The 24,197-nt window shown below is 35.6% G+C and carries 18 protein-coding genes and 1 pseudogene; 7 read left to right on the top strand and 12 right to left on the bottom strand.

From position 1 onward, the window contains the following. Positions 1 to 13: 13 nt before the first annotated feature. Positions 14 to 1,078, bottom strand: a complete 1,065-nt coding sequence (locus LY01_RS03790; protein WP_104514466.1) for an aminotransferase class V-fold PLP-dependent enzyme — start codon at positions 1,076 to 1,078, stop codon at positions 14 to 16. A 44-nt stretch (positions 1,079 to 1,122) separates the two neighbouring features. Here LY01_RS03790 and LY01_RS03785 point away from each other — a divergent pair, with 44 nt between their 5' ends. From LY01_RS03785 to fabD, 3 genes are all read left to right on the top strand, one after another. Beyond that, positions 1,123 to 2,046: a dihydrofolate reductase gene (locus LY01_RS03785; RefSeq protein WP_317044676.1), complete on the top strand. Its 924-nt coding sequence runs from the start codon at positions 1,123 to 1,125 to the stop codon at positions 2,044 to 2,046. A 138-nt stretch (positions 2,047 to 2,184) separates the two neighbouring features. Then, positions 2,185 to 2,556, top strand: coding sequence for a four helix bundle protein (locus tag LY01_RS03780; RefSeq protein WP_104514733.1), 372 nt, complete (start codon positions 2,185 to 2,187; stop codon positions 2,554 to 2,556). A gap of 152 nt (positions 2,557 to 2,708) precedes the next feature. Next, entirely contained in the window at positions 2,709 to 3,596 is an 888-nt protein-coding gene (fabD, locus tag LY01_RS03775) for an ACP S-malonyltransferase (RefSeq protein ID WP_104514464.1), read from the top strand. A 167-nt stretch (positions 3,597 to 3,763) separates the two neighbouring features. Here fabD and LY01_RS03770 read toward each other — a convergent pair whose 3' ends face one another. Then, a complete protein-coding gene (locus LY01_RS03770) occupies positions 3,764 to 5,035 on the bottom strand; it encodes a hypothetical protein (protein ID WP_104514732.1) in 1,272 nt (423 codons plus the stop codon). A gap of 549 nt (positions 5,036 to 5,584) precedes the next feature. Between LY01_RS03770 and LY01_RS15090 the strand changes: the two genes are divergently transcribed. Both LY01_RS15090 and LY01_RS03765 read left to right on the top strand, forming a co-directional pair. Further along, entirely contained in the window at positions 5,585 to 5,755 is a 171-nt protein-coding gene (locus LY01_RS15090; protein WP_170034496.1) for a hypothetical protein, read from the top strand. 206 nt (positions 5,756 to 5,961) lie between these two features. Next, a pseudogene (locus LY01_RS03765) lies at positions 5,962 to 6,111 on the top strand (ACP S-malonyltransferase); the annotation flags it as partial. A 213-nt stretch (positions 6,112 to 6,324) separates the two neighbouring features. Here the strand turns inward: LY01_RS03765 and LY01_RS03760 are convergent. The 4 genes from LY01_RS03760 to LY01_RS03745 all read right to left on the bottom strand — a co-directional run bounded on the left by LY01_RS03760 (position 6,325) and on the right by LY01_RS03745 (position 11,230). Further along, positions 6,325 to 6,780 carry a hypothetical protein gene (locus LY01_RS03760; protein WP_104514463.1) on the bottom strand — a complete coding sequence of 152 codons (456 nt, stop codon included), beginning with the start codon at positions 6,778 to 6,780 and terminating at the stop codon, positions 6,325 to 6,327. After that, on the bottom strand, positions 6,781 to 7,098 hold the full coding sequence (locus LY01_RS03755) for a hypothetical protein (protein ID WP_104514462.1): 318 nt from the start codon (positions 7,096 to 7,098) through the stop codon (positions 6,781 to 6,783). A gap of 172 nt (positions 7,099 to 7,270) precedes the next feature. Beyond that, positions 7,271 to 8,482: a 2-oxoglutarate dehydrogenase complex dihydrolipoyllysine-residue succinyltransferase gene (odhB, locus tag LY01_RS03750; RefSeq protein WP_104514461.1), complete on the bottom strand. Its 1,212-nt coding sequence runs from the start codon at positions 8,480 to 8,482 to the stop codon at positions 7,271 to 7,273. A 3-nt stretch (positions 8,483 to 8,485) separates the two neighbouring features. Continuing rightward, positions 8,486 to 11,230: a 2-oxoglutarate dehydrogenase E1 component gene (locus LY01_RS03745; RefSeq protein ID WP_104514460.1), complete on the bottom strand. Its 2,745-nt coding sequence runs from the start codon at positions 11,228 to 11,230 to the stop codon at positions 8,486 to 8,488. Between the two features lie 115 nt (positions 11,231 to 11,345). Here LY01_RS03745 and LY01_RS03740 point away from each other — a divergent pair, with 115 nt between their 5' ends. Then, positions 11,346 to 11,885 carry an alpha-ketoglutarate decarboxylase gene (locus LY01_RS03740; RefSeq protein WP_104514459.1) on the top strand — a complete coding sequence of 180 codons (540 nt, stop codon included), beginning with the start codon at positions 11,346 to 11,348 and terminating at the stop codon, positions 11,883 to 11,885. A 25-nt stretch (positions 11,886 to 11,910) separates the two neighbouring features. On the opposite strand, the gene LY01_RS03735 is transcribed toward LY01_RS03740, so the two are convergent. Further along, on the bottom strand, positions 11,911 to 12,216 hold the full coding sequence (locus LY01_RS03735) for a hypothetical protein (RefSeq protein ID WP_104514458.1): 306 nt from the start codon (positions 12,214 to 12,216) through the stop codon (positions 11,911 to 11,913). Positions 12,217 to 12,422: 206 nt separating this feature from the next. On the opposite strand from LY01_RS03735, the gene LY01_RS03730 reads away from it, so the two are divergent. Next, the gene (locus LY01_RS03730; protein ID WP_104514457.1) at positions 12,423 to 14,879 is read left to right on the top strand and encodes a ligase-associated DNA damage response DEXH box helicase; all 2,457 of its coding nucleotides are present in this window, start codon (positions 12,423 to 12,425) and stop codon (positions 14,877 to 14,879) included. 3 nt (positions 14,880 to 14,882) lie between these two features. Here LY01_RS03730 and LY01_RS03725 read toward each other — a convergent pair whose 3' ends face one another. From LY01_RS03725 to LY01_RS03705, 5 genes are all read right to left on the bottom strand, one after another. Continuing rightward, a complete protein-coding gene (locus tag LY01_RS03725) occupies positions 14,883 to 20,387 on the bottom strand; it encodes an AAA domain-containing protein (RefSeq protein ID WP_104514456.1) in 5,505 nt (1,834 codons plus the stop codon). Continuing rightward, positions 20,380 to 21,621: a M48 family metalloprotease gene (locus LY01_RS03720; RefSeq protein ID WP_104514455.1), complete on the bottom strand. Its 1,242-nt coding sequence runs from the start codon at positions 21,619 to 21,621 to the stop codon at positions 20,380 to 20,382. The genes LY01_RS03725 and LY01_RS03720 overlap by 8 nt, the downstream gene beginning before the upstream one ends. A gap of 120 nt (positions 21,622 to 21,741) precedes the next feature. Then, positions 21,742 to 22,272, bottom strand: coding sequence for a membrane lipoprotein lipid attachment site-containing protein (locus tag LY01_RS03715; protein ID WP_104514454.1), 531 nt, complete (start codon positions 22,270 to 22,272; stop codon positions 21,742 to 21,744). Positions 22,273 to 22,350: 78 nt separating this feature from the next. After that, entirely contained in the window at positions 22,351 to 23,565 is a 1,215-nt protein-coding gene (gene hflX, locus LY01_RS03710) for a GTPase HflX (RefSeq protein WP_104514453.1), read from the bottom strand. Between the two features lie 131 nt (positions 23,566 to 23,696). Beyond that, complete coding sequence (locus LY01_RS03705) at positions 23,697 to 24,158, bottom strand: hypothetical protein (RefSeq protein WP_104514452.1); 462 nt, start codon at positions 24,156 to 24,158, stop codon at positions 23,697 to 23,699. Between the last annotated feature and the right edge of the window lie 39 nt (positions 24,159 to 24,197).

The following is a 24,197-nucleotide window of genomic DNA, read 5'->3' as shown; positions in this document are numbered from 1 at the left end:
TGTGATCATAGCACTACAAATCTAAGACTTCCAACAACTTAATCAAGTCCTCTTCTGTATTAAAATAAGAGAAACTTATTCTAAGCCCATCGCCTCGCAAGGAGGTAATAATTTTATGTTGTAGTAATTTGTCATATAACTCTTGATCTCCTTTTATATTGAAAATAGAAGAATGATTTTTTCTAGCACAAACGACGGTAGAAAGTAATTCTCGTTCTTGAAAAGCTAGTTTTGCCTTAAGCGCCAGTTCCTTTATAGGTTCACTAATTGTTTTCCACCCCAATTCATGTGCTTTAATAATAGCTTGTTGCAGCGTCCCAAAAGCCATCATATCTTGGTGACCAGGTTCAAAAGTGCTTATAAAATTTACGTTAGACTTTATGCCACTATTTGCATTACCATCTAATTTCTCAATAGGAAAAATAGATTCCTGTACCTCTTCTTTCACGCATATAAAACCATTTCCATCTCCTGCATGCAACCATTTATAACAGGACGCGAGGATGATGTCTATTCCGCTTTCGCGAAAGCGGAATTCTTCAAAACCTACATACTGAGTAAAATCTGCAATGAGAGTTGTTTTAGGAAATCGTTTTTTTAGATCGTTCAAGAAATCTAAGTCCATCTTAATACCAGATATGTATTGAACCATAGAAAAACAGAAGAAATCTGGCTGCTCCTTCTCACAAACTGCCATAATATTTTGCTCCATTTGCTCATCAATAACCACATAATGTGTATTAAACCCTCGAGCGTCTACAGGATTATTAACTGATGGATAGTCATCTTTTAAAAGTAAAAAACTACTTGCAGAGTCAAAACCGTTAATTAAGGTATTAAAAGCGGTAGAAAAATTAGGAATCACGGCTGTAAAATCAGGATCGGCGTCCATGAAATTTGCTACCGTATTTCTTACTTCTTCTATAAACACATGGCGATTATTAGTAAAAAGAGAAGCCTGGTCTCGCATTTTTAAATCTAGAGAAGCGCGATAGTCCACTATATCTTGAGACAGTAAGCCATGGTTTGCCGTATTGAGATAAGTATATTCTTTAAGAATAGGAAATTGATCGATCATTTTATACAATTGCTAAGAACGTCTATGTGGATAATAGCGTAAATTTGAGTATAAAAATAACTAGAATGTTCGGTAGAAAGAAAAAAGATATACCTGGAATTGATTTAGAGCAAAAAGAAATGATTGAGAATGCGCAAAAACGCATTAAGCAAAAGCGTGGTCTCTTTACTCATTTTATTGTTTTTCTAGTAGGTGCGGTAGGACTAATTATAATTAGTCAAGTGCTTATGAAAGTAGAACCTATACGCATTCTAGATATAGAATGGTGGATATGGGTAATTTTTGCATGGTTGCTCTTACTTTGTTACCACGCTTTCAATGTGTTTATTACTAAAAGGCTGCTAGGTCCTGAATGGGAAAAGAGACAATATGCAAAACTGGTGCAGAAACAAAAAGAACGCATCACACAATTAGAAAAGAAAGTACAAAAGGAATACGTAGCTCCTAAAACCACGTTATCTATAGATAATCCAAATGCCGATCGTAAAATTACTATGATCGCTGCTGCAGGAATGAATAATGAGCTGGGTAAAGATGGCGATCTCGTATGGCATTTACCAGATGATTTTAAGAGATTTAAATCACTTACTACAGGACATCACATCATTATGGGACGTAAAACTTTTGAAAGTTTTCCTAAACCGTTACCTAACCGTACCCATGTAATACTAACTAGAGATAAAAATTACAGAGCAGACGGCGGTATAGTAGTTCATGATATGGAAACAGCTCTTGCAACTACTACTGGTGATAATAACCCTTTTATTATAGGTGGTGGCGAGATTTATAAACTAGCCATGTCTATGTCTAATGAGATAGAGCTAACGAGGGTTCACGGCACATTTGACGTAGACACGTATTTCCCAAAAATAGATACTACAAAATGGGAGATAAAAACATCACTACACCATCCTGCAGATGAGAAGCATGCTTATAGTTTTGATTATGAAACTTGGGTGAGAAAATAGTTTTTAGTCGCAGTCGCAGGTTTCAGTCACAGGTTTAATTAGTTATGGAGATTTAGTCACAGAGTTAATTAGTTGTGAATAATGTGATCTCCTATCTAATTTGAAATATTGAATCTAGCAATTAATAAAATAGACGCAATGGATTTTGAAGATTTATTAGCTTACAAAAAGGCTTTTGAAAATGCAATGGAAATTTTTAAATTAAGTAAGTCGTTTCCAAATGAAGAAAAATACAGTCTAACCGATCAAATTAGAAGATCTTCTAGGAGTGTTAATGCTAATATTGCTGAAGCTTATAGAAAAAGACGGTATCCAAAACATTTTATAAGTAAACTAACAGATGCAGATGGAGAAAATTCAGAAACTTTGGTTTGGTTAAAATATGCTCTAGCTTGTCACTACATTACCGAATCTCAGCAAGAGCCTTTACTTGCAAAATCTAAAGAAGTTGGGAAACTAATTAATTATATGATCAACAATCCAGGGAAATTTGGAGTAGGAAAAGAGTAACTCAATACAACTGGTCATATTTTTTAACGAAGTGAAAAATAAAACTGATACTAAGATTGCAAACTGCAACTGAAAACTGAGACTTCTATACAGTTCTTTTAGTAATTAATAGTTATTACATTATTTTTACCACATTAACTAACGCAAATAAAATGAAAGCATACGTTTTTCCAGGTCAAGGAGCTCAATTCACAGGAATGGGTAAAGACTTATACGATACTTATCCAGCAGCAAAAGAATTATTCTTAAAAGCAGATGAAATTCTAGGTTTTGAGATTTCAAAAATAATGTTTGAAGGAACGGCTGAAGAATTAAAAGAAACTAAAGTTACCCAACCGGCTATATTCATACACTCTGTTGTTCTTGCAAAAATGATGGGTGATGATTTTGCACCAGATATGGTAGCAGGACACTCACTAGGTGAATTAAGTGCGCTTACCGCAGCAGGTGCATTAACCTTTGAAGATGGGTTAAAAATAGTTTCAAAACGCGCACTTGCTATGCAAGCAGCTTGTGAGCACCAGGCTAGCACTATGGCAGCCATTATAGGTATGGCAGACGAAGACGTGGAGAAAGTTTGTAAAGATGTAGAAGGTGTTGTAGTAGCAGCAAATTATAACTGTCCTGGACAGTTAGTAATTTCAGGAGCTATTCCTGCAGTAGAAAAAGCTTGCGAAATCTTAAAAGAAAAAGGAGCAAAAAGAGCTTTAATTTTACCTGTAGGTGGTGCTTTTCACTCACCATTAATGGAGCCAGCGAGAGAAGAACTTGCTAAAGCAATAGAAAGCACAGAATTCAATAAACCTATGTGTCCTATTTATCAAAATGTATCCACATTTGCCGTAGAAAACACAGATGACATTAAAACCAATCTTATCTACCAGCTTACTGCACCTGTAAAATGGACACAGTCTATTCAAGAGATGATTAAAGACGGCGCTACAGAATTTATAGAAGTAGGTCCAGGAAAAGCATTACAAGGCTTGATTAAAAAAATAGATCGCTCTACCACAGTAAGTCAAGGTAGTGTTGCCGAGTAAGAAGTTAGATTATAGAGAATAAAGTTTATTGCATTCTCAGAAAAAAAACCACCCATGAAAAACGTAGTTTTTCATGGGTGGTTTTAATATTACATTTTACACAAATAAAAACCCCAGCAACGGCATCGTTACTGGGGTCTTCGTGTAAAAAAAAACTAAATAGAATACTAGTTATTCCATGGTGTTCCTACCGTTGTTCCTATTACCGAAGCATTAGGCTGTGCGATTACTGGACAGTTAATTAATGCTCCTGTTGGGTTTAATCCTGCAATAAATGGATTTGATGGACCTTGTAGATTACCTACAAATGACGTTACCCATCCACCATCTACTAATGTTCTAAGATCATCAGTACTTGTAATTACACGACGCAATCCTTGACTTATAGCATCTTCTGTCCACATGTTAATATGAGCATCCCACATAGGAGAAAACAACTCATTACTTGGGTCTATAGGAAAGATATTTACTGGGTCAATAGATTGATCTAATGTAGTTGTATCTAATCCTTGTTCGCCTGCTACTCCATTTCCTACTGGGGAGAATCCTAATAATGAACCATCAGGGAAAACACCGAATGTAGGAAGGTCATTTAACTTTGATGCATACACACCTTGCTCAATAGCTGCTGGCCCTTGTTGAGAAGCATCTGTTACTAAGTGGTAGTAGTATTTACCACCATCATGCCATCCATCAAGAATTTGAAGTACAACCGCTCTGTTTGTACGATCTAAGTTAACATTGTTCTGGTTATCTTCTTGTATTTTAGGTATTCTATCGTGTATTCCTGTACTATTTGCCATTAATTGAGCGTTTAATACTACTCCACTAGGTAATACTACAAAAGAAGACCATTCACTATCTCCTACAGCTCCAGGTGATACAGCACTAGGTGGGAAAGCACTTCCTGTAGCCTCATTAGGTGATCCAGCAATATTAGGATCTCCAGGTGTTACTGATCTAGAAGGACTAAAATCTACTGTACCTGGAAAAGCTAGTCTACCATCTACTATTTGTACATTTTGCACTCCATTACTACCTACTGCTGCTGCCATCCTAGGCGCATAAACAACTCCTAGTATTGTTGCTACTTCTCTATCAGAAGCTTCTGTAATGATGTAATCTACAGGGTTTCCATTAGGATCCCATCCTTTATATAAAGGTAATCGTGTTACTGGTCCAAAAGGATTGCTCGGAGATAATAAATTTAAGTCTAATCCGTATGTAGAAGGAATAAACACATTATAATCACTTGAAAATTGTACTGCCGTTGCTGCATCAAATGGAGTACCTCCATCTTCAGCAAATGCTGTTAAAATAGATTGTGCTTCAGATTGTGCTGGAACATCAGGAATTCCTGGATTATCATCATCATCATTACAGGCTATTAAAGAGGCAACAGCTAGCGCTCCTAACGCAAAGTTTCTTAAGTTTTTCATATACTTTATTTTTAATATTTGTTTAATATTTGTTTGAGTGTAAATGTTAGTTTTCATGATTCATTTAAATTGACTGATATATTTCCTTTCTTTGTTGACACAAACATATTCCTATGTTATCACGTTTTATAGTAGATAATATCAACTTATAAAAAATGTTTATCACAACCTATCATCAAACCATGAGATATTGTGATAAATCTATTGTCAATAGGTTTTTAATAGATAAAATCTATTAATGCATGCCGGTAATTCCATAAACTTGCACATTACCTCATATGCTTATTCATGAAGGTGGATATACTGTTTAAAAGCAGAATAAAAGGATTCATTTATAACTCCAACCGAGTCTTTACAGCATTACCTATAGTAATACTATCGATTTAATTGTGCGCATTGATAAGTATTCAACTTACATTTTATATCCATTTACAATTAAATGAAATATATAAAACCTTTATGTCACCCAATAAATATTTGTACATATGTACTCAAAGAGTCGAGAGTATATTTTCAATTCTAGATGTTTACCTACTTAATATCTATATCATGATAAAAACTATATCGTTTAAACTCATTGTTGTTATTGGATTGTTATTTACCGCAGTGCCTTCAGAAGAAAATCCTAACACCTTAACACTTACTAGCGGTATTCCTACAAACGGTTTCATTCAGTTTGCAAAAGATGACCATGTATATATTTCAGAATATGAAACTTGAGAAATAGATTCTGGAAATGAAACACATTTATAAATGAACTCTAAAGGTAAAACGACACGTATATAGAAAGTCTTAAAAACTCTATGGGCAGTGCTATGGACAGTAAAGGAAACCTCTATGTGAACAAGACAATAATATGAAGAGAGGTAAATTAGTAAAAATAGATCCTAAAGGGAATGTTAAAACGATCGAAACTATAGAAGGATGCACCAATAAAATGGACACAGTCTATTCAAGAGATGATTAAAGACGGCGCTACAGAATTTATAGAAGTAGGTCCAGGAAAAGCATTACAAGGCTTGATTAAGAAAATAGATCGCTCTACCACAGTGAGTCAAGGTAGTATTGCCGAGTAAGAAATTAGATCAAGGAGAATAAAGTTTATTGCATTCTCAGAAAAAAAACCTCCCATGAAAAACTACGTTTTTCATGGGAGGTTTTTTTATTTCAAATAATATTTAAAATTACTCGTATCCTAGTGGAGGATCTGTAATCATTGCTTGTCTTTGAAAATCATCACCTACTCTTTTGTATAAATAAACAGTAATGAAAGATGACATATGCGTAGTTTAAATTATAGCGTAATTATCTAAAAACAAGATGGCATTTATAGTATAAATTAAATTTGTTTTGTCATTTTTCTTAACGAGATTACAATCTGATGGATCGCAAAAAACAACATTTTTAACGATAACCTTATTTTGATCAAAACGATCACTTTTAAAGTCTGTATTAGTAGATTTCCAATTTTTGGCCTCAAGAATACTTGCAGGCAAAGAAATTGCTATTTCATTATTTGCAGTATTTAATAATCTCGATAACAACTCATCTTCAATATTTTTGCTAGATTGATTTAAATCATGATAAATATTAATCGGTATTAAAGTGTTTTGACTGTGGTTATTTTTTGATTTAAAAATCGCATTGATCAATCGATAAACCTCACTATCGTATGAGGCTGATGTTTGTGTTTGTGTTTCACAGTTAAATACAAACAGCAAAAAAGTAAAAAGAATCGTTTTCATTTAACAATCATTTGGTATTATTCCCAATAATGGAAATTGTTGATTTGGTGAAAAAACTTGAGATTCAACGGCATTTCTAGTATTTGAATCATTTTGAAAATTAAAGTCAAGATCTTGAAAGGCTGTACTAGCTTTCATCGCACCAGACCAAGCCATTCTAGCATATTCAATGCTACTTACACTAGGATCATTATGCCATTGTTCTAATGAATTTCCAATAGCTTCGACAAAGGCATTGGCCATCAACAAATGTTGAGGATCACCAAAATTGAGTCCAGAAAATATTTGCGCAAATAATTCATCAATCGCTCTACCCATATCTCCACCTGGTTGGTTTACTAGTTGATATTCATTTTACATACATAAAAGGGGATGAAATATTTTCAAACCCAAATTAATGAATAATAAAAATCAGCATAAAAAAATACCAAGCCATTTCTAGCTTGGTATTTCATATATGCAAATCAATAATTATTAATTAAAAAAGGAATTAAAGTTCTAACGCCTTCTTCACATCATTATCCATCAATATCTCTATTGGATTTTCTAGAGCTTCTTTAATAGCCACTAAGAAGCCTACAGATTCTTTTCCATCGATGATACGGTGGTCATAAGAAACAGCTAGATACATCATAGGACGTGCTACGATATTACCATCTACTACTACTGGACGTTCTATAATGTTGTGCATTCCTAAAATTGCACTCTGTGGTGGGTTGATAATAGGTGTACTCATCATACTACCGAAAACACCTCCGTTAGTAATCGTAAACGTACCACCAGTCATCTCATCAATAGTGATGTTTCCATCTCTTGCTCTTAATGCAAGTCTTTTTACTTCTTGTTCTACTCCTCTAAAAGAAAGGTTTTCTGCATTTCTAATTACAGGAACCATTAATCCTTTAGGGCCAGAAACCGCGATAGAAATATCTGCAAAATCATAAGAAACCATCTCTTTCCCATCGATCATAGAATTAACCGCTGGATACATTTCTAGCGCTCTAGTTACAGCTTTGGTAAAGAAAGACATAAATCCTAATCCTACACCGTGTTTAGACTTAAACGCTTCCTTATGATCTTTACGTAAATCAAAGATAGGTTTCATGTCAACTTCATTAAAAGTAGTCAACATTGCAGTTTCATTCTTAACACTTACTAGACGCTCTGCTACTTTTCTACGCAACATAGAAAGCTTAGAACGTGACTCACCACGAGATCCATTTCCTGGAGTACCCATAGAAGGTTTTGCATTTACTGCATCGTTCTTAGTAATACGACCATCACGACCGCTACCAGAAACAGATTTAGTATCTACACCTTTTTCATCAAGAATTTTCTTTGCTGCAGGACTTGCAGTACCGCTAGCATAAGTTTCTTTAGTCTTTTCAACTTGTGGTGCAGGGGTGGCTTTAACTTCAGGAGTAGCCTCTACTTTGGCAGCGGGAGCATCACCTTCTGGCTTTGCAGCTTCTGTATCAATATGACACACAACAGCACCCACCGCAACAGCATCACCTTCTTCAGCCTTTAGGGTAATAATACCACTCGCTTCAGCTGGTAATTCTAGGGTAGCTTTATCGCTATCTACCTCTGCTATGGCTTGGTCTTTCTCAACCCAGTCACCATCGGCAACTAACCATTCTGCTATTTCTACTTCTGTAATCGACTCGCCTGGTGAAGGCACTTTCATTTCTAGAGCCATAATTTATTTATTGGTATTAAATACATCTTCTATTATTCTTGCCTGTCTTCTCTTAGATCTTGTAGAACTTCCTGAAGCAGGTGTTGCATACATATTTCTGGAGCACACGCGCCATGTTCTTGTTTCTGGCATGTGTAACATCAAGTGGGAATATGCTCCCATATTTCTAGGCTCTTCTTGTGCCCAAACGACATCTTTAGAACCGTATTTTTTAATAATTTCTTGCATTTGATCTACTGGTAGTGGGAACAATTGTTCTAGTCTTACCAGCGCCACATCGGTACAGTTATTTTCTTCTCTATATTCTAATAGATCATAATAGAATTTACCAGAGGTGAATACTAATGTTTCCGCTTTCGCGAAAGCGTCACCATCAACATCTATAACTTCTTGAAAATGCCCGTTCTCAAATTCTGACACCGCGCTTACCGCTTTAGGGTAACGCAATAAAGATTTAGGAGTGAATACAACAAGTGGTTTACGGTAATTAGTCTTCATCTGTCTGCGTAGCAGGTGGAATATATTTGCTGGCGTTGTACAGTTTGCCATAAACATATTATCCTTTGCACAAAGCTGCAAATATCTTTCTATACGTGCACTAGAATGCTCTGCTCCTTGACCTTCATAACCGTGAGGCAATAACTTTACAAGACCGTTCTGGTTTTTCCACTTATCTTCTCCAGCGCTGATGTACTGGTCCATCATAATTTGTGCACCATTTGAGAAATCTCCAAATTGTGCTTCCCATATTGTAAGAGTTTTAGGTCGTGCCAGTGCATAACCATATTCAAATCCTACCACTCCATACTCTGAAAGGTGGGAATTGTAAATATACATCTGTCCTTTTACATCAAGGTTATTGTGTAAAATAAACTCATGCTCATTATTCTCTGATTTGACCACTGCGTGACGGTGAGAAAAAGTACCTCTTTCTACATCCTGACCACTCATTCTTACATTAAAACCTTCTTGCATTAAAGAACCATAAGCTAGATGTTCTCCCATAGCCCAGTCTAGTCGGTCTTCATCAAACATTTTCTGACGTGTTTCTACAATCTTCTTTATTTTTCTAATGAAGTTGCGATCTTCTGGCAGCTTAGAAATAGTCGCAGTTATTTCTTCTAGAATTTTGCGATCTACACCAGTTTCTACCTGTTGCATCATTTCCACTTCCGTCGCTTGTTCAAAACCATTCCACTCATCTTGCATGAATGGTGTGATGATGGTATTTTCCATCTGGCGAGAAGTAGCAAGTTCTTCTTCTAGACGTTCTTTATATTGCTTTTCTAATTCTTTTACTTTAGAATTATTTATAATTCCTTCTTTAAGTAATCTGTCTGCATAAATATCACGTGGATTTTTATGCTTTCCTATCGCTTTATATAATTGTGGTTGTGTAAAACGAGGCTCATCACCTTCATTATGACCATATTTTCTATAACCTAATAAATCGATAAATACATCACGACCAAATTCCATACGGTAATCTAGTGCAAAATTCATCGCATGAACTACTGCCTCAGCGTCGTCTGCATTTACATGCAATACCGGAGAAAGAGTCACTTTTGCAATATCTGTACAATAGGTACTAGATCTTGCGTCTAGGTAATTAGTGGTAAAACCTACTTGATTATTTACAACTAAGTGAATAGTACCTGCAGTTTTATAAGCATCTAGTTGTGCCATTTGCACTACTTCATACACGATTCCCTGACCAGCAATTGCTGCATCACCATGTAGTACAATAGGTAACACCTTAGAAAAATTCTCAGGCGTGTGCATATCTTGTTTTGCACGTGTAATACCTTCTACTACCGCACCTACTGTTTCTAGGTGAGATGGATTAGGTACGATATTAATGTTGATATCGTTACCATTATCGGTTTTTCTTTTACTTGTATATCCTAAGTGATACTTTACATCACCATCAAAAATATCTTGCTCGTAGTCTTTACCGTCAAATTCTGAAAAGATATCCTTTACAGGCTTTCCAAAAATGTTAGTCAACACATTTAAACGACCACGGTGAGCCATTCCTAAAACAAATTGATCCACACCTTTATCTGCTGCATTTTCTATCAACGCATCTAGTGCAGGAATTAAAGACTCGTTTCCTTCTAGAGAAAAACGTTTCTGTCCTACATATTTAGTATGAAGAAATGATTCAAAAGAAACAGCTTCATTAAGTTTCTTTAAAATCTGTATTTTCTCTTCCTTATTAAAAGTAGGATGGTTATCATTTTTGTGCAACCAGTTTTGTATCCACTTCACCTCATCTGGCTTACGTATATACATGTATTCTACACCTATACTCTCGCAATAGATTTTAGTTAAATGAGCGACTATGTTCCTAAGAGTAGTTTTACCTACGCCTATTAACTCGCCAGAATCAAAAACGGTATCTAGATCACTATCAGAAAGACCGAAGTTGACCAGATCTAGTTTAGGTTCATAATTACGTCTATCTCTTACAGGATTTGTTTTAGTAAACAAATGACCTCTTGTACGATAGGCATCAATTAATTTAACTACTTGAAATTCTTTTTGCACATTTTCAGGCACCGCAACCGGTGTTCCTGAGTGCTCTACTATAAGATCACCCTCGTGGGCGCTCTCCATACCAAAGTCAAATCCTTGAAAAAAAGCACGCCATGACGGCTCTACTTGATCAGGATTAATTAAATATTCGTCGTAAAGTTGTGCGAACTGAGCAGTGTGAGCTGCATTGAGAAATGAAAACTTGTCCATATATGGAAGGAAATTTATCCTTTTTATCAATTGTTATGGCAAAAATAAAGAAATACGTTGTCATGGCATAAGGTTTTGTATATTTATAACACTACAATTTGTTAATCATTCTATCATGAAAACCTATTATTTTAAAAACATTATCATATTATCATTATTCGGTCTGTTTTCTTGCATTTCTTTCAGTCAGAATCAAAATGAATCCGAATTTTGGAAAAAAGTCCGATTTGGAGGAAATGTAGGCGCAAACTTTGGAAATAGCTACACATCTATATTAATCGCACCACAAGCCATTTATCAGGTAAATCAGTTTGTTGGTCTAGGTGCTGGTCTCAATTATAGCTATTCAGAATTTGATCCTAACAATAATTCTAGCGTACAAGGTTATAAATCTAACATTGCTGGTGGTAGTTTAATAGCTATTGCGCAACCGCTAGATTTTCTCCAGGTTAGTGGTGATTTTGAATATTTACATGTGAATAGAAACTTTGATAATCCTGCTTTTAATGACACCTACTGGGTGCCTGCCTTATTTTTAGGCGCAGGATATCAACAAGGTAATTTTGTAATAGGCGCTCGATATGATGTCCTATATAATGATCGTAAAAGTGTGTATCAAAATGGCATACAACCATTTGTTAGGGTGCTGTTTTAATGAATTGTTTTATAATTATACGGAGTTACTGCCTCAATCTAAATTGAATTTTACTCCATTCTCTCATAATGAAACCTAGAATAATACCTTGTTCTAGGTTTTTTTCTTGCACATCTGCCAGGTAATATAACTGTTGCAATTTAGGATCACTATCTTCTATTGCCTCGTTTAATAAAGAAACTAGAGCATCTAGAAATTCCTTAGGTTCATTAATTTCTATAGACTCATAACCAGATCGCTGTAAATCTTTATTTACCTGACTCTTGTACACCATAAAAACATGATGCCTATCTTCTAATTTATCTTGTAAAATGGTAAGCTTTTCTGACATATGTTGACTTTAAAGATTCAAATTTAATAGGTTACTAACACAAGTCCATTATTTTATTTCTTATTCTTGATTTATAATTTGTTTACGCTTTCGCGAAAGCGAGAAATAACAAAATCCATCTCAAGATCTCTACTGGACCTTCAAGACACTTAAAAGAAGCAAATAGACCGACTAACTAAAAGACTTCCAGCAACGCAGAAAGTTTCATGACAAAAAAAGAATTACTCCATATCGCCGAATCCTATTTTGAGACCCAAGGCTGGAAAGCTTTTCCGTTTCAAAAACAGACTTGGGATGCTTTTCTATCTGGTAAAAACGGACTGCTCAACGCACCTACTGGTAGTGGTAAAACATACGCACTTTGGGTAGGAATAGTTCTTAGTTATATTAAATCAAACCCAGATTATAAAACCAAAAATAAAAAAGGGTTAAAAGCGATCTGGATCACACCTTTAAGATCGCTATCTCAAGAAATAGCACAAACTTCGCAAAAATTTGTGGACGGTATAGGCTTACCATTTACGGTAGGAATAAGGTCTGGTGACACCACCACAAAAGAAAGGGCTGCGCAAAAAAAAGCCATGCCCGATTTATTAATTACCACCCCAGAGAGCTTGCATTTATTGCTTGCCACTAAGGATCATGTAAATGTATTTAAAGATTGTAACGCCATTATTATTGATGAATGGCACGAACTACTAGGCACCAAACGTGGTGTACAAATGGAACTGGGCCTCTCTAGACTCTCAGGAATTAACAAAAACCTGCGCATATGGGGAATTAGTGCAACAATAGGAAATCTAGAACAAGCTAGACAGGTTTTATTAGGAGTGGATTCTTACCGCTATGACAATAGTGTACTCATCAAAGCAAATCTTAAAAAAGAAATAGAAGTACGCTCCATCATTCCAGAAACGATGGAGAAATTTCCATGGCGTGGTCATTTAGGATTGCATCTCCTTGAAGATGTTGTAAAGATTATCAACGAAAGTAAATCAACACTGATTTTTACTAATACCAGAGCGCAATGTGAATTGTGGTTTCAGGCATTAATGCATAAACATCCAGAATTTGCTGGTGAGGTAGCTATGCATCATGGATCCATCAATAAAGAAACACGTATTTGGGTAGAAAATGCTATTAGAAACGAGTCTCTAAAAGCTTGTATTTGCACCTCTTCACTAGATTTAGGAGTTGATTTTGCGCCTGTGGAAACCATCATTCAAGTAGGAAGTCCCAAAGGGGTAGCTCGTTTTTTACAACGCGCAGGAAGATCTGGTCACCGACCTGGAGTAACGTCGGTTATTTACTTTTTACCTACACATGCGTTAGAACTTATAGAAGCGAGCGCTTTACAGGTGGCCGTTAAAACCCAAGCTGTTGAGGACAGACTGCCTTATCTAAATTGTTATGATGTACTTATTCAATATTTATGCACGCTAGCCGTTTCTGGAGGTTTTTATCCTGATCATATATATCCAGAGGTAAAGGCTACTTTTTGTTATCAAGAACTTACTTATGAAGAATTTGAATGGTGCTTGCACTTTATAGTTTATGGTAGTGCTTCATTAGAATCTTATGATGAGTATAAAAAGGTCTCCATAGATGAGGATGGTCGTTATTTTATAAACGATCGCGGTATCGCCATGCGACATCGTTTACAAATGGGAACCATAGTAACAGGAACTAGTATTACTGTAAAATATGCTACTGGCGGCTACATAGGTTCTATAGAAGAGTATTTTATAAGTCAATTATCACGTGGTGATGTTTTTGTATTTGCCGGTCGTACTCTAGAATTTGTACGTTTAAAGGGAATGGTAGCACAAGTGCGTAATTCTTCAAAGAAAAAAGCAAAGGTTACCAGCTGGATGGGTAGCCGCATGCCATTAACCTCTCAATTAGGTGAATTACTAAGAGAAGAAATGCAGCATTTTCAAAGCGGTAAAAAGAGAACTCCAGAGGTAAAAGCGCTCAAAGACATTATTAATAGACAACAGCAAGAAAGCATTGTACCACAGAATCATGAATTCTTGATAGAAACGTTTAAGACTAGAGAAGGATACCATTCGGTATTTTACCCTTTTGAAGGTCGATTAGTTCACATGGCTATGGCAGGACTCCTGGCTTATCGCATGAGTTTATTACAGCCTATCAGTTTTACGCTAGCTTATAACGATTACGGTTTTGAAATACTAAGTGATCAAGAATTTGATATGCAAAATGTGCTGGACAACAACCTCATCACATCAGACATGATTCTTGAAGATTTAGAAGCCAGTGTCAATGCCACTGAGCTTGCCAAAAGAAAATTTAGAGATATCGCTGTTATTTCTGGATTAGTATTTACCGGCTATCCTAACAAAGCCGTAAAAGTAAAACACCTGCAAAGCAGCAGTCAGTTGCTCTTTGAGGTATTTAGAGATAATGAACCTGATAATTTACTTTACCGTCAGGCATACACAGAAACCTACGAGCAAGAAATTGAAGAATATCGCTTGCGAGAAGCTTTTGAACGTATTGAAAACCAAACGATAGTATGGAAAGCTTGCAAACAACCTACTCCATTTTCATTTCCTATAATTACAGACCGCTTACGCGAAAAGTTATCTAGTGAAAAGCTCGCCGATCGTATTAAGAGAATGCAGATTAAGTGGGAATAAAAACTAAACCGGTCTATACCCCTTACGAGTTTTCACTCCTATTAATCGCATTTCTTCTTTAAGAACTGATACTTGATCTTCAAAGGTTTTTCTATTTTCTTGTGCTTTATTACCTATGCGACCATATCTAGTAATGATATCAAATCCATCCACAGAAATTTCCCAAAACTTGTTACTAGAACCTTCTGAGAATTCATAACGTTTAAAGATTAAATTGCTACTAGATTTTTCTTCTTTTTTAGGTTTCAAATCCTCATCAAGTTCTAATAGATCTTTCTTTTCCTGAGGTTTTGCAGCTGGTAATTCTTCATTTACAGTAGATGAAATCTGCTCTTCAATTGGAGTCTCTAATTCGTTTTCAGATTTGTTCTCAAGTTCATTTTCAAGTTCGAGTTCCGTTTCGAGTTCAAGTTCACCTTCTAACCTTTGCATGATTTTTTCCATCACACGTTCTGGTTGTTCTAACCAGTCTTTGCTATAAACATGTTGCAGTTTCCAGCCGAATGCTCTTAGAACATCTGGTTTCTGACAGTATTGCTCCAAGATATTATCAGTTGCATAATGAGTAGAACGATCTATTAATATAGCAAGTTTGTAAGAAGTCGCCTCGTTTTCGCGCACAGCGATATCACATTTAAAATGAGATTGCCCAACGGCATCGTCTATCGTATAACCTTTGGCTTCCAGCTTTTCTTTCAACTGATTAATAATAGGCAGACGTTTGGTTTTCTCAGCTTCATCTTCGTGAGCATGTAAATTATCGAGAACAGAATTGGCCGCCATTAACTGACCATCAGATGTATGTTTTGCGTACTTCAAGAACTTCTTAAAGTAATTTGCTCCTTCATTATAATCGTTCTTGATATTTTCTGCCTGAATAGAAGAAACGATCATCATATTTTGCTTTGCTCTTGAAAAGATAACATTAAGCCTCTTCTCACCACCGCGTCTATTAATAGGTCCAAAGTTCATAAACATCTTGCCCTGATTATTAAACCCATAACAAATACTCATGATAATTATATCACGCTCATCACCCTGAACATTTTCTAGATTTTTGACAAATAAACCTATGAATTGATCTTCTTCTGTACGCTGGTATTCTTCTTCTAATTGTATACCGAATTGAGGGTCTTCTAACGCTAGTTTATCGAGAGCACTCTCTATCTCACTTTGTTGATCCATAGAAAAAGCTACAATACCTATACTTTTTTTAATGTCATTCATTAAGAAAGTACGTACCAAGTTTGCGATATAAGCAGCCTCATCTTTATTAGTACGTTTATGGTAAATAGCATTTTCCATATAATGATAACTGATGCTGCGGCTCAAAACATCTTTATAATCGATTTCTTGATCTGGATCTATTATAGGAGCTAGTGGCTCAATACCAGCATTAGGTATGCGACTGTCTGGTATAGTAAGTAGGTTTCTTTTATAAAATGCTGCATTACTAAAACTTATTAAACTCTCCCGACGGCTGCGGTAATGCCAGCCTAACATTACAGAACTCAATTTACGAGCCCCTTGATTTAATAAACTATCTGCATCGAGACTTATACCTATTTTTTCTTCTGTTTCTTCTTCGTCTTCTTCTTGATCGGTAACATTTGCACTGAAAAAGTTAGTAGGCGGCATTTGCATTTCATCTCCTACAATTATAGTTTGATGAGTTCTGAAAAGTGAAGGAACACCTTCTTCTACCGTTATTTGAGATGCCTCGTCATAAATAACCACATCAAAAATAGAGGTGTCAATAGGCATAGAATCACTAACACTAAGCGGACTCATTAACCACACTGGTTTAAGTGTAGTCATAATATCTTGGGCATCTCCAGTCGCAAGTTCACGTATAGATTTATAACGCATGCTCTTACCGAATTCATTTTCCAGAATCCTGCGCGATGCATTGTATTCCTTTTTAAGAACTTTCTCTTCTTCTGTTAACTGTGCAGCCACAGACTCTGTAATACGCACTTTATTTAAGAATTTATCTCTAATCTTAGAACGTATAAATGCGACATTAGAATCGTAATAACTATCTAATAGCGAGCTTATTTTACGCACAGAATTTCCTAAACCGTCTTCACTAGATTGAGAAAACACAGGATCCTTTTCATAAACCTCCTTTACAGATTTATAAGCGGTGTGAAAAGCAATATCATCTGTTTGCCAGTCTCTGGTGCGTAGATTCTGTTGCATCTCTGGACTCAACCCATGAAGTTGCTCTATATAAGGAGCAAATAAACCTAGGGTATGTACAGCGGCTCTTCCACGCTGCAATTGGTCTTCAATTTGCGATAGTGTCTGCGCTCCATGATTAGAGAACAGACCTTCTAGATGATTATACAACTCATCAAATTGAGATTTAAAACTTAATAAGGAACGTACATAAGAAGTATGATCTCTAGTCGTCCATGCTTTGATAATATGATCTGGATTATCTTGCTGCTCTTGAATCCAATGATAATCTGTTACAAAATTAGTAAGACCAAATCTTTGTGCCGCCTCTTCTCTTTGCTCCTCTAACTGCTCTAACGCTTCATATTCTTCATTAAGCGATTTAAGAACATTGCTTATTTCTGGTTTTATCTGGTGGGCATTAAAATTATAAGAAGCTTTTACCTGTCCTTTTAATTTATACCAGCCCGGATTTAGAAATTTAAAGAAACTACCGTCTAGCTTCTCCCATTTTTGGAGAGCTGTCTTTGCGTCTGTATCATCAAATTTTTGAGTCCAGTTTTCATTCTCTTCTATAAGTCGCTCGTGCAGCCTTCTTTGTTTCTCTAATTTTCTATTCAGGTTATCTAACTCTGACGCGGCGATGGTTTTTTTATCAAAAATACCTAAAGAATCACGCTCTACTATTCTCGCTACTTTCTCTGCAAAATCAAATTCTTGATGCCACGCCTCTATAGATTGTTCTTTTACCTCAACTTCTTGTTGATCTAACAGTTCTACCAGGGCATCTAATCCATCTGTAGCTTTTTCTATCTTCTCAAGCACCTCTCCTTTTACATTAGATGCCTGTAATATTTCTACAGCAACACCATTTAAAGCATAGTTTGCAATAGAACTGCCGTGGTCATTAAGCTTTACTTGCGAGATAAATTCTGTGATCCACGTTTCATTATCTGCCCATTCTTTATAAAAAGGTACATAAATCAACTCTTGATCTGAGAGCATTTCCTTTTCTTGATAATAAGCGATCAATACTTGATATAAATCGTATAAAGGCGGCTCACCATCTCGCATATTTATATGAAACTTTTCTAATTTACCTAGATGTGTTTCTATTTCTTGGATGGTTTTATCTCGCTTTCGCGAAAGCGTGCTCGTATTCATATTCTTTTTCATGAAAGCCTCATACGTATCTTTGAGGTTCATGATAAAAGCTTTTTTATCGGTTTGAGAATCGTGAATTAAGCAACACAACTCATCTAATTTTTTATTTTTTAAACGGTGAAAAACTACATCTAACGCTGCACGCTTTTCACAAACGAAAAGTACTTTTTTATCTCTCGCCACATAGTCGGCTATGAGGTTAGTAATCGTTTGTGATTTACCTGTTCCTGGTGGTCCTTGAATAATATAATTCTCTCCAGATCGTGCTTTTAAAACCGCTTGCGATTGTGTTGGGTCGGACTGTATAATAGGATACAGCTCTTCTAGACTGGTTTTTTTATAAGCGTCTAGATTAATATTTTTAGGCTGATCGCTGAAGAGCTCATCAAAAACATCATCTTTAATATCTGCTTTTAAGATCTCAGAATAATCACGTACAAGACTCATTTTACGGTATTTAAAATTACCTAGAGTCATGTTGCAAGTATCCACTTCCCACACCAGCGGATTCACCTTTCCATCGTTATCGGTATGGTAAAAACTACGCCTGCGCTCTGCAACAGCAAGATCTGTGTAGGGATTAATGTCTTCGTTAATGATGTATTCTAACTGGTTGTGTTTTTTGGCAATTAGATTGTTGAAAATTGCGAGACCTAACGGCTTCACATTTTCAGCGTCATAAGAATAGTCATAACTACGAGTGCTTAAACCAGAATTACGGTTATTAAGTTTACGCTTTTTAAGTTTAAAGTTGCGTTTTGCAATTTTATGTATGAGCTGTATTTTAGGCTTATCGCGCCATTGTAAATCTATTCCTGTGCCGCCTAGAGCAATCTGATTTTTTATACTTTGTACCAGCTCTTCTATGCTACTCGTTTCTAGATCTACAAAATCTGGCAAATCTATGTCATAAAGATCCTTGAGGTAATAACTCAAGACAGGATTCACCTCGGCCTCTGTATCATTTACCGTTAATTCATACTTATCTTTTATCCCCTTTTTCTTTGTGATAGAAACTGGCAGTAATAAAAGTGGCGAACTTATACGCTCGTCTGCGCTTTCTTTAAAATTATACCAGTGTAAAAATGCGACTACAACACGCAGCTGGTCAAAACCGTATTCGTTCTTACTCTTGCGCGCTTCTAATCGTATTTTATTAAGTGCTGGAGATAAAAATCTATTTTGATCTATGTCTAGATAGCGGTTAAGATTTATCTTTTTCTTGCTTATAAATTGAGTCTGTATATGACTATTCCAAAATATTAAATCTTTCTCATTGATATTTTTATAGTCCAACAACATAGGTACAGAGGACTCTGTAAGGTTTAAAAAACCACCTCGATCATTAAAATAGAGTAATTTATTTCTTCTAGAGATATCAAAGAGTCTGCGTTTTAATTTATCTAGAATATAACTACCACGATCCGACAGATTTAGATTTCTAAAACCTTCTGTATCGGTAAGATCTACATAGTTTTCTGGATTAAAATCACGATAATTTTTAAGCTTTGCTATTATTTCTTCTAGACTAGGCGCACGACCTTCTCTATAAAGTGGTGTCATCTCCCTAATTACATGATGTATAGTAGGGTGCAAGTTTTTATTATAAAAATAAAGTCGCTCTCTGTTTTCTACAAAACGCTCTAACTCTTCTACATCTCTAAAATCTATACCATAGGCTACACTAGCTAGTATAAAACCTAATGTAAAAATCTCGGTAATAGGATCGTAATGACCAGTTTCAAAATCCCAAGTTTTATAATGCGGTAAATAGACCGGTTTTGAAATAGGAACATCTAGATCTTTATGAATCGCGTCATGATCATAAAGTCTATCACCATAATCATCTGGAGCATCTAATGGGTCAAGAGAACTTACCTCTTTATAATTTACACTTACCTCAACCGCATAACGTTGTTTAGGCTTCTTGAATACTTTATTAGACTGTGTGAAATTTTTTCCCTCAGATTCAGTTACTAGCACGCGACCGTTATAATCAATAGAATCGATAGAATAAATACCTAAAACTAGATTGCGCTCTCTAAGAAAATGTGCTTTTTCTAAAAGTGGTAATACTCTAGCTATAAAATCTGGTGTCGTACTGCCTCCATGTTCTTTAACCTCATCTAGCAGACTGAAAAAACTTGCTTTATAATCACTCATTGTCGTAAATACTGCTATCTGGGTTCTCGGTTACACGGCTCAAATCATTCATAGCCTCTTCCTTTAATTTCTTGAAATCTCTAATAGTCAGTTTTAACTCCTTTCTTAGAATACGCTCGTAATCTTCTTTTAACTCTAATAATTCTGACACCTCCAAAGTATGCGCGAGCGGTAATTTTTCTAGTGCGCTATCTATTCTAGCAAAGTCCAATAAGAGATAACATAAATAACTCTTAGTACTAGGTGTGGTGTGTTTCAGCTTTCGCGAAAGCGAACTCGTATCTATCTTTTCACTTCTATTAAAGTCTGGAAAAAACTGTTGTGCTAGATTCATCACAGCATTAGAATTGATCCATTGAGGCCTTAAAATAAGCTGTATAAAGTCAGATGTTAATGCTCGAGTCTCTTCTTGTTCAAAAATATCTAGGCTATTGATATCCCACTTTCCCTCTATTAACCTGTGTAGTTCTTCTTCATAATCTTTAGAATTGCGTGCTTTTAAATCTAGAGCAATACTGCGCAAGTAGGATTCTGGGTGTGTTTGCTGGTTAGTAGATTCATCTTCCTGACTTATGATTTCTTTGGCCTGGTCTAGGTAACTTTGTGCATTTACGTCTGCCAGCCCTGTATTTAATTTGATGAGCATTTGTATAACCGTGTAGTGTTCTCTACAAGATTTAAAAGCACCTGTATCACAAAAAAGTTCGAGGTACAGTTGAAAAATACGTGCCGTTTCTATGATGCTATCCTCACTACGAGAGTCGTTTGCTAGAGCAAGAACTATACGTTGTGTCACCTCATAATCTCCATCTTCTATTTTAAAGAAAAGGTAGTGCGAGAGCTCGTGAGCTATTAAGGCCTTTAACTGTTTATCATCTAACAACTGTAAAACATTACCAGAAAAAACAATATGCGCTTCTCTCTCAATTACAGAAATACTTGCATTTACTTGTAGACTGTTGTTCTCTTGATAGAAAGTGACTTGTGCATCGATATTTAGGTCTTTACAAATAGCGTCAGACACACGGTATAAATTTGCATGACTATCTAGATCTAGACGGTAAGTGTTTTTAAGCAGATTCTTTTTAAAAGACTCTACTTGTTGTGCTTTAACCTTCTCGTCTTTAAACCATTGCCAGGTTTTCTTGCGACTTTTTAAATGGTCTCTTAGTTTTTTATGGTATGGAAAAGGCTCTAAAAGTGCCTTTTTATCTATTGCAACGTCGTCAGTCATTCAATTATATTATGTATTTCCCCTAGGCTTTAAAGTTAAGGAAAACGACGATGATTTTATTAATTGCTCTTATCAAAAATGGTGTAACGAATACCCCTCTTTGTTATAGGAGCTTATAGTTTATTTTTTTAATTGTAAAGTATCGATAAGAGTCGATATTTGATCTTCAATACTATAAGGACTTTGCATTCTAAAATATGTATCGTTTTCAATTTCGAAAAGTCTTCCTAGGTAAAGAGCAAAAAAATCTGGATCCAGATTTTTTTCATCATAAGCCGTCTTGAATTTAGGGTACATTTTTCTTCTAATATTAGGCTCAAAAGAATGATGAACCACTAAGGCAGGAATCATAGATTGAGATTCATTGAACACCTTTTTACTAGGATAATCATAGTTATCTAGATACCATTTGATTTTAGACAAATTAACGTCATCTGCTTCATCCATTCTATCGTAGTAGGCTTTTTCACTTAATTCAGTTTCAGATAAACCTTCTCTTACTTGTTGGTCAGATTCAAACACCTCTTGAAGAAATGCTTTTCTATCTTCCATAGTTTTCAATTCTTCTCCAATAAACGTTTGTGCAGTTTCTTTTTGCTGGCAAGAGCTTAAAGTTACTAGTAAAACTAGTGCAAAAATGACTTTTTTCATAAGGCAACTTTTAATACCTAAATATAAAAAAGGGTGGAATTAACTCCACCCTTTTTTAATTATAAACAATATTTTCTTTTACTCTTCTTCTTCTACATATTCAGGATATAAAAATGCGTTATAAGGAAAACGCTTCACGTGAATCTCACGTACACGATCATATACTTTCTTACGGAAATCATCCATATTTTCCTTTTCGGTAGCTGAAATAAAGATCACGTTTTCACCCATTTTTGCCATCCATGTTTCACGCCATTCTTCTAGTGAGTAATGAGCAGAAGTACGCTCTTCCATTAAATCAGTTTCGTCATAATCTTGAGCCTTGTAAGCATCAATTTTATTAAAAACCATAATCATAGGCTTATCGGTCGCGTCTATTTCTCCCAAAATTCTATTTACAGAAGCAATATGATCTTCAAAAGATTCATGGGATATATCTACAACATGAAGCAGTAAATCAGATTCTCGGACTTCATCTAACGTCGATTTAAAAGACTCTACCAGTTGTGTAGGCAGTTTTCTTATAAACCCTACCGTATCTGTCAATAAAAAAGGCATGTTGCGCAGCACTACTTTGCGTACCGTAGTATCTAATGTTGCAAAGAGTTTATTTTCTGCAAATACCTCACTTTTTGCAACGGTATTCATCAACGTACTTTTTCCAACATTTGTGTAACCGACTAACGCTACACGAACTAATGCACCACGATTACCACGTTGTGTGGACATTTGCTTATCGATGGTCAGGAGTTTTTTCTTAAGTAATGTGATGCGATCGCGTACAATACGTCTATCGGTTTCTATTTCAGTTTCTCCAGGACCACGCATTCCTATACCACCTTTTTGTCTTTCAAGGTGCGTCCATAGTCCAACTAATCGAGGTAAGAGGTATTCATATTGTGCCAGTTCTACTTGAGTACGTGCATAACTGGTTTGTGCTCGTTGTGCAAATATGTCTAGAATCAAATAGGTTCTATCAATAATTTTTGCCTCGAGAATTTTTTCAATATTCTTTTGCTGAGATGGAGAAAGCTCATCATCAAAAATAATGGTACCTATATTATGTGATTGCACATAGGCTGCGATTTCTTCCATTTTACCCTTTCCTACAAAAGTCTTAGGATTGGGTTTTTGCATTTTTTGATGAAAACGTTTACTAACGGTTGCACCAGCGGTATAAGCTAGAAACTCTAACTCATCCATGTATTCATTAAGCTTATCTTCATTTTGTTGTTGAGTAACAACACCTACGAGGATTGCTTTTTCGTATTCGTGATTTTCTAATTCTAACATAAAGATTTTTAGACTATAACAAAGATACTTTTTTCCCTTAAAGCGAGCATACTATTTAATAAGAGCTTATGAAATGAAAAAAGTCACATTACCAGCTGATAATGCGACTTTTAAAATAGATAAAACTTTAATTAGTTAGCTAAAATTTCTTTAGCATTAGTAATCGCCGTCATCGTGTGATCTCTTAATTCTTTAATCTCTACTACTTCTTGTTCTAAAACTGGCATTTTTTTATCAAGATCAGCTTTAGTCTCTGGAGATGGTTCACCATAAGGAAATTTCTCAGAATAGTCTGCCATCCAGTCCATCATACCGTCGTGAGATGCTTTTAAGTTACCTGCAGTTGCATCTAACTTCATTAATTGACCTTCACTTAACTCAGCTCCTTCTTTACTAGCAACTAGTTCTCCTTTAAGCTCTATAAGCTCTCCCATTTTAGGCATGATCTCGTCATGTACATCCATGGCCTCAGTCATAAGAAGGTCGTAGGCTTCTATTTGCTTTTGTAATGCTATCTCTTCTTTACTAGGCTCGTTCTTACATGAGGCAAGAGTTAGAACAGCTAGTAATAAAATATAAATTGAATTTTTCATAGTTTTTCTTTCAAAGTTAATGGAATAACTACAATCTAA

Origin of the sequence: Nonlabens xylanidelens, from assembly GCF_002934445.1 — a bacterium.
Lineage (GTDB): Bacteria > Bacteroidota > Bacteroidia > Flavobacteriales > Flavobacteriaceae > Nonlabens > Nonlabens xylanidelens.
Note: the sequence above shows the minus strand (reverse complement) of the source record. Positions and strands in the feature narration are given on the sequence as shown.